This is a genomic window from Magnetospirillum sp. SS-4 (genome assembly GCF_902729425.1).
Lineage (GTDB): Bacteria > Pseudomonadota > Alphaproteobacteria > Rhodospirillales > Magnetospirillaceae > Phaeospirillum.
Genome location: NZ_CACVCH010000096.1, coordinates 1 through 7236 on the forward strand (window position 1 = coordinate 1; position 7236 = coordinate 7236).

The 7236-nt window shown below is 65.1% G+C and carries 8 protein-coding genes and 1 pseudogene; 2 read left to right on the forward strand and 7 right to left on the reverse strand.

Annotated elements, in window-relative coordinates; all coding sequences use genetic code 11:
• Positions 1-588: hypothetical protein (locus tag MTBSS4_RS17275; protein ID WP_217425570.1), on the forward strand; the 588-nt coding region annotated here is incomplete at its 5' end.
• Between the two features lie 6 nt (positions 589-594).
• On the opposite strand, the gene MTBSS4_RS17280 is transcribed toward MTBSS4_RS17275, so the two are convergent.
• The 7 genes and pseudogenes from MTBSS4_RS17280 to MTBSS4_RS17310 all read right to left on the reverse strand — a co-directional run bounded on the left by MTBSS4_RS17280 (position 595) and on the right by MTBSS4_RS17310 (position 5531).
• Entirely contained in the window at positions 595-918 is a 324-nt protein-coding gene (locus MTBSS4_RS17280) for a hypothetical protein (RefSeq protein ID WP_173984650.1), read from the reverse strand.
• Between the two features lie 2 nt (positions 919-920).
• Complete coding sequence (locus tag MTBSS4_RS17285) at positions 921-1943, reverse strand: major capsid protein (RefSeq protein ID WP_173984651.1); 1023 nt, start codon at positions 1941-1943, stop codon at positions 921-923.
• On the reverse strand, positions 1940-2362 hold the full coding sequence (locus MTBSS4_RS17290; protein WP_254432632.1) for a major capsid protein: 423 nt from the start codon (positions 2360-2362) through the stop codon (positions 1940-1942). The genes MTBSS4_RS17285 and MTBSS4_RS17290 overlap by 4 nt, the downstream gene beginning before the upstream one ends.
• A 15-nt stretch (positions 2363-2377) precedes the next feature.
• A complete protein-coding gene (locus MTBSS4_RS17295; protein ID WP_173984652.1) occupies positions 2378-2767 on the reverse strand; it encodes a head decoration protein in 390 nt (129 codons plus the stop codon).
• A 12-nt stretch (positions 2768-2779) separates the two neighbouring features.
• A complete protein-coding gene (locus tag MTBSS4_RS17300) occupies positions 2780-3988 on the reverse strand; it encodes a S49 family peptidase (protein WP_173984653.1) in 1209 nt (402 codons plus the stop codon).
• A gap of 216 nt (positions 3989-4204) precedes the next feature.
• Positions 4205-4537, reverse strand: a pseudogene (locus MTBSS4_RS17305) (hypothetical protein); the annotation flags it as partial.
• Positions 4470-5531: a terminase gpA endonuclease subunit gene (locus tag MTBSS4_RS17310; protein ID WP_368667803.1), complete on the reverse strand. Its 1062-nt coding sequence runs from the start codon at positions 5529-5531 to the stop codon at positions 4470-4472. The pseudogene MTBSS4_RS17305 and the gene MTBSS4_RS17310, both read right to left, overlap by 68 nt.
• Here MTBSS4_RS17310 and MTBSS4_RS17315 point away from each other — a divergent pair.
• A complete protein-coding gene (locus MTBSS4_RS17315) occupies positions 5470-7191 on the forward strand; it encodes a recombinase family protein (RefSeq protein ID WP_217425571.1) in 1722 nt (573 codons plus the stop codon). The two genes, MTBSS4_RS17310 and MTBSS4_RS17315, sit on opposite strands and share 62 nt — an antisense overlap.
• Positions 7192-7236: the final 45 nt, after the last annotated feature.

Consider the following 7236-nt stretch of genomic DNA (forward strand, 5'->3'; position numbering starts at 1 on the left):
GTTCTCGACCCCCAAACTCTCGACATTGGGCCATTCTTGTGGTTCGGGGGCGCAGGTGGCTGTTCGCTGCCCCCAATCAATCACCTGCCCATCACCAAGCATTCAAAGGCCAATGCGGCTGGCGAAAAACTTGAGCGGGAGAGGCACCGCAAGGTGGACCGCAAGCTGTTCACCGAGGTGCCTGATATTGAGGGGCTGGTTGACTTGCTGTTTTCTGAAAACGGTGATCTTCTGCACCCAGCCTCCATAAACCACGGCCTGTGGCGGGAACTCACCCAGCGGGGACACCCGTTCGTCGAGATATCGTGGAATTCGCCGAAAGGCTGCTTCTCGGCCTTCTGTACGCCAGGAGTTATGTCTGCTGAGATTAATGGGCAGCGGACGAATTACATCGACCTAATCATCGACATCGCCCATCAAGTGGGCTCGAAAATCAACCACATGAGCGCCCCCGTTGGGGTCCCACTAGCCTTCGACATTATGCCAATAACTGACCCGGTCAAAGCTCTCGAATTTATTTCCCTCTGCCAGATTAACGGGATCATCGTATTACCGATCACTACGCAAGTCGCCACTGACTGTCCATAGCATCATTCAAGTCGTGCTGGCTGGCCTCGTATTGACGGTCCAAACCAAGCGTTCGGTGTCCCGGATCGGCTCGCCCTGAACGACGAAGGTCTCGCCGTCCAAAGCGATGGTGTCGCCCTCGGCCGGGTTCGGCACGTCCGAGACGCGCACATCGAACCGCGCCGTCGCCGACACCACGCTGATGTCGCTGAACTCCGAGATCTGATCCTTCCGCCCGGCGATCACCCGCACCGACACCCCGTAGCCGGCCCCGCCTGGACGGTAAGTAACCGTGCAGGCGAGGTGGGGATCGGCGAACAGGTCGTCTATGGCGTCGGCAAAGGCCGACATGGTCAGTTGCCCGAGAACAACCGCACCGCCAGACGCGGCCGCTTGTTGACCGGCAGGATGGACGCCTCGGTCTTGACGTCGATGGCGCTGCCGTCGTTCCGGGCCAACTGGCGGGCATACATGGGCACGCCCAGGGTGTTGACCGTCTCGATCAGGTTGGCCGGGGCGCCATAGGTGACGAAGGTGTCCATGGTGCCGAGCGGAAAGGCGATGCCTTCGCCCGCCGGAATCAGGGTTTCGGTGGCGCCGGTCGAGAGGGTGACGGTGGCGTTGTATTCCTCGAACACGATGCCGGCGAAGGGGAAGCGGCGGCGCACGTCTTCCCGCAGCGGCTGGGCGCCGGTCGAGGAGAAGTACTGGTAGGCCTGCTCGACCTTGGCGTGGCCGATCAGCTTGTCGAAGAATTCCGGGCTGACCAGGGCCAGCACGCTGGTCATGGTCTCGCCCTTCAGTTCCGTCTCCACCTTGCGCAGCACGTCGCGGATCTTGCCCTGGACGTTGGTGGTGGCGGTGCCCAGGGTGAAATCCACCTGCTGGCGGGCGAGGGCGAACTCGCTGAAGTAGTCGTAGAGGGTGGACCCGGAGCCATCGCGAATGATGCCGCGCAGCGCGTTGACCTCCATGAATTCACGGGTCTGAGCGTGTTTCGAGCGCATGCGGGTCAGCTTGCGCTCCATGACGGTGGCCAGCGGATCGGCGGCATCGGCGACACCGAAACCGCGCACGCCCTGGACATCCTGCGGCGTGATGGAATCGTCATGGGGAATCCACAGCACCGTGAACGACCGCATGGACCGGGCGTCACGGTTGGCGACGGTGGCAGGGCCACCCAGCGGCACGGTGGGCAGCAGGTTGAGCACGCCCTCGGCCTGCTCGATGATCACCGAGCGCTGGGTAACGCCCTCGAAGCGGAACAGCCCCATCTGGCCCAGCCGGGTGTAGAGGTTGGGCAGGATGTTGATGGCCTGGGTCATCTCGGCGAGCGAATAGCCGCCCGCGTCGAAGGGATTGATGATGGCGTTCATGGGTTCCTCGGTGCGTCAGACGGTGGTGCGGGCGACGAGGCCCAAGGCAGAGAGCTGGGCGATCTTGGCAACCCGTTCGGCGGGCTGGTCGACCGAGGCTTCGNACCGAAACCGCGCACGCCCTGGACATCCTGCGGCGTGATGGAATCGTCATGGGGAATCCACAGCACCGTGAACGACCGCATGGACCGGGCGTCACGGTTGGCGACGGTGGCAGGGCCACCCAGCGGCACGGTGGGCAGCAGGTTGAGCACGCCCTCGGCCTGCTCGATGATCACCGAGCGCTGGGTAACGCCCTCGAAGCGGAACAGCCCCATCTGGCCCAGCCGGGTGTAGAGGTTGGGCAGGATGTTGATGGCCTGGGTCATCTCGGCGAGCGAATAGCCGCCCGCGTCGAAGGGATTGATGATGGCGTTCATGGGTTCCTCGGTGCGTCAGACGGTGGTGCGGGCGACGAGGCCCAAGGCAGAGAGCTGGGCGATCTTGGCAACCCGTTCGGCGGGCTGGTCGACCGAGGCTTCGAAAATCAGAGCGCCATCGGCCAGGATGACCGGGCCACGGGCGGCGATCAGGCCGGTGGCCACGCCATCGGTGGCGTCCACCGCTTCCAACAGCACGGCGATGGCGGTTTCCGCCCCTTCGTCACCGACCACCTCGGCGGCGGGCGACAGGCGGTATTCGCCGCTGGCGGTGATGCGGCCCCGCACGGAGCCGAGGGGATAGTTGGTGCCGGCCTTCAGCATCACCACTTCGCGGCAGTAGCTGGGGTTGCACTCGAACTTGAGGAGGTCGCCCAGAGTGGGCGATGCGGTCAGCGTCGGCATGGCGGCGGTTCCTTACTTGCGGGCGGCGGCTTCGCGGGCACGCCGGACAATGGGGCTTTCGGTGTCCGTCTTGGGGGCCGCAGCCGCCGGAGCGGCGGCGACCACGTCGGTGGCGTCGGACCGCTCGGCCAACTGATCCAGCACCGTGCGGCGCAAGGCCTCCGGGCGGATGCCCTTGGCCATGGCCTCGGCGGGGTCGATGGTGACGCCGAGGCGGGCGGCTTGGGCGGCGATGGCGCTGATTTCGGAATATTCGGCGCGCAGGCGCTGCTCCAGATCGGCGTTGGCCTGGGCGGGCGGCTGCGGTACCGCAGCGATCACGGGGATTTCCCCCTGGGATTCGGACATCGGGACTTCCTTTCGGGCGGTGATGGGACGGGAAACGGTGGGACGCGCCAGCACGGCGCCGAGATCGGCCAGGGCGACACGCAGGGTGCCGACCTTGTCAGCCAGCCCGGCAGCCACCGCCTGATCGCCGCGATAGACCGCAGCCTCGGTGGCGCGGATCGCCTCGGGCGGCTGCTTGCGGCACCGGGCCACCAGAGCAACGAAGCGACCATAAAGGGCATCGACATCGGCCTGAAGGGCGGCGCGGGCCGAATCGGATAGCGGCTGATGGGGGTTGCCGTCCACCTTGCTGGCCCCGGCATGAACGAAAGTCCAGGCCAGCCCGGCCTGGGCATCGGCCCCGGACTCGTCGCGGTGAACCGCCACCACGCCGATGGAACCGATTTCGCCGGTCTGGGTAACGTAAAGGCGGTCGGCGGTGCAGGCGATGGCATAGGCCGCCGACAACGCGGCCTCGTCCGCCACCGCCCAGATGGGCTTGCCGCATTGGGCACGGATGGCCTGGATGTGGTCGACCAGATCGAACAACCCGCCGACCTCGCCGCCGGAGGAATCCAGGTCCAGCAGGATGGCGCGGATGCCGGGGTCGGTGGCCGCCGCCTCGATGGTTTCGGCGATGTCCGAATAGGCGGTCAGGCCGCTGGCGGCGCCGAGATAGCCCGAGCGGGCCACCAAGGTGCCGATCACCGGCACGATGGCGATGCCGTCGGGCGTCACCGCCACTTCGGCGGACGGAACCGCATCGCTGTCGAAAGAGATGGCCTGTCCGGCCAGCCGGGGAGCCAATGCGCCCAGAATCACGTCCAACTTGCTGCGGGCGAGCAGCAGCGGTGTCCCGTAAAGACGGGATGCAATTTTAACGAGACATGGCATGCTGGTGGAAACCTCAATCGAGCGCAAGGCATTGAGATTGGGGATGTGAACTGAGGAGAACTTCAAATGACATTTGAAATGGAAGCGGTTTACTTGCCCCCAAATGGATGGGCTGTTGAGGTCCGCTTCCCAGTAGAGACGCCGCAATACGTTGGCTACTTCGATAGTCAGAAAGACGCTGAAGATTGGATTCAAAAGCGGCTAATCGAAGCAGCCTCACTTGGAGCCAGTACCGGCCTCAAAATTTGGCGATAACTGGCCCTGCGCAAACTGTAGCCCCAGCCGCTGTTCCCGCTCCCGGTCGGCGGCGATCTCGGCATCCACCTGCTCGACGTCGAAGCCGCGCTCGGCCAGTGCTTGCGTCCTGCTTTTCAGGCCGGCGCCGATCTGCTCGATCTCGGCCTTGGTGTCCTTCAGCGGATCGACCCAGTCCCATTTCGGCGGCAGCCAGGCACAGGCGATGAAGCTGGCGCGGTTGCGTTCATAGCCGGGGATATCCAGCGCCCTCGACAGGACGGCCACATCCAGCCAGCGCTGCCACACTTTCCGTCTTGAAGGTGGACACCGCCACCGTCCACAGCCGGGCACCACGGCGCACTTTCTTGCCGCCCTCGGTGGCATCCACATAGGTCGGCCCCGACACCGGGCTGGAGCGGTTGAAGCCCTCGACGCCCTTGATGGGCGAGACCTGGCCGACGCCCATCCGGCGAGCCCAGGTGTAGACCGCCGAAGATTCGTAGCCGGAATCGATGGCCAGACGGGCGATCTTCAGGGCCGCGCCGTTGGCATGCTGCCAGGTTTGCCCCAGCACCCGCTCCAACGCCGCCCAGGTTTCGGCCTTCTCGGGGCCACCGTCGATGACGATGTGGTCGACCAGCCAGCTTTCAAGGTTGCGGCCCCAGGCCCAGACGTCGATTTCGATCCGGTCCTTCTGGACGTCGGCCCCGGCGGTGAGGAACAGCCCGCCCGCCGGCACCGTGCCGTTGGTCCAGGTTTCCCTGCGGTCGTACAGCCGCTGCCAGTCGGGCGCCTCGCCGCTCTCGACCCAGGTTTCCCCCAGCACGGTGTTGCGAAACACCCTGAGCGCGTCGTCATTGCCTTGAGCTGCTTCCCACATGCGGGCGATGCTCTCCCACGATTGCCAGCCGGGCGGTGAGTACAGCGCCGAGATGTGGAAGCCGACGGTGCCGGGATCCTCGGCCACCGCAGTGGCCCGCCAAATTCCCGCCGCCAGCATGGTGGCCTTGGCCGATTCGGTGATCGGCTGGTCGCAGGAGTCGCAGAGGTAATGGACGCTGCCCGGCTGGCCCTTGTCCCATTTCAGCCGCTCGAACTTCAGCCACTGCATTTCGCCGCAATGGGGGCACGGCACGAAGAAGCGGCGCTGATCGGACGCCTCGTATTCCCGCTCAATGCGCGACAGGCCCCGGATGGTTGGCGTCGAGACCAGGAACGCCTTGGCCCGATGGGCGAAGGTGGCCATGCGGGCGCAGGCCAGCGCCACCGGATCGCCTTCCTCGTCTGCCGAAGCCGGGTATCGCATTCAGGAACTGGCCTTTGGCGGGTTGTCGGTCCAGGCCGAACGCCGCCTTGACGATCTGGTCGACGAGTTGGACGGCAAGAAGAAGCCGAAGCCCAAGGACATGACCGCCCCCATCGTCGGCACCAAGCTGATCCGGGAATGGCAGGGGGTGATGCAGGAGGTGACGGCGCTGGCCGACGGCTTCGAATGGCAGGGCCGCCGCTACCAAAGCCTGTCGGCGGTGGCCCGCGCCATCACCGGCACCCAGTCCTCGGAGGAGGGGCTGGAGATGGAATTCAACAGCCTCGATGCCCAGCGGGAATCCTGCGAGGCCTATATCACCAGCCAGAAGGCCGAGGGCTGGGTGCCGGTGCCCGACCACTACGATGATGGCGGCTTCTCCGGTGGCAACCTGGAACGTCCCGCCCTGAAACGCCTGCTGGCCGACATCGAGTCCGGGCTGATCGACGTAGTGGTGGTCTACAAGATCGACCGCCTGTCGCGGTCGCTGATGGATTTCTCCAAGCTGGTCGAGGTGTTCGACCGCAACGCCGTCACCTTTGTCTCGGTGACCCAGTCGTTCAACACGACGACCAGCATGGGGCGCCTCACGCTCAACATCCTGCTCAGTTTCGCTCAGTTCGAGCGGGAGGTGATCGGCGAGCGCATCCGCGACAAGTTTGCCGCCTCGCGCCGCAAGGGCATGTGGATGGGCGGCGTCCCGCCCTTGGGCTACGATGTGGTCGCCCGCAAGCTGGCGGTCAACCCGCCCGAGGCCGATTTGGTCCGCCACATCTTCGACCGCTTCCTCAAACTCGGTTCCGCCACCCTGCTGGTGAAGGAACTTAACGCCGCCGGTCACCATACGAAGTCCTGGACCACCCAGGACGGCAAGGTCCGCCAGGGCATGCCCTTCACCAAGAACTTCCTCTACAAGCTGCTCGACAACCGGGTCTATCTCGGCGAGGCGGTCCACAAGGGCGAAGCCCATGCTGGCGAGCATCCGGCCATCATCGACCGCGCCACCTGGGACAAGGTGGTGGCGGTGAAGAGCGACAACGCTCCCAGGAAACGGGCCAATGCGGTGCGGTCCTCGACCCCGGCGCCGCTGAAAGGACTGATCCACTGCGCCCATTGCGGTCGGGCCATGACGCCGAGTTCGACCCGCAAGAAGGGGCGGCTCTACCGCTACTATACCTGTATGAAGGCGATCAACGCGGGCCACGAGTCCTGCCCGGTGCGCAGCATCGCCGCCGGTGAGATCGAGGTGGCCGTCATCGGACAGGTCCGGGCATTGCTGCGCGCCCCTGAGATACGGGCGCGGGCCCAACGGATGGCCCCATCCATGGCGCCCGCCGATCTGCACGCCGCCCTCGACCGCTTCGAGGCGGTGTGGGACGAATTGTTCCCGGCCGAGCAGGCCCGTCTCCTCCAGTTGCTGGTGGAGCGGGTAAGTATTTCCCCCGACGGGGCGGACTTGCGTTTGCGGGCTGAGGGACTGGCCAGCGTCATCGCTGACATTGCCGCCCAGACCAACGACAGTAAGGTGGGGATGAAGCGCCGTGCCGCATTTCAGCGGTCGGTTTCTCCATCCCTCCTTCCGAACCGGACGTGCAAGTTTCCAAGCATCCGGCTCTCCGTGCACGGCCATCGACCGTGGGTGGGCCTCACATGTTCTTGAGGCTTTTGAATGTCTCCCAGAATTTCTTGGCATCGGGCTGAGGCC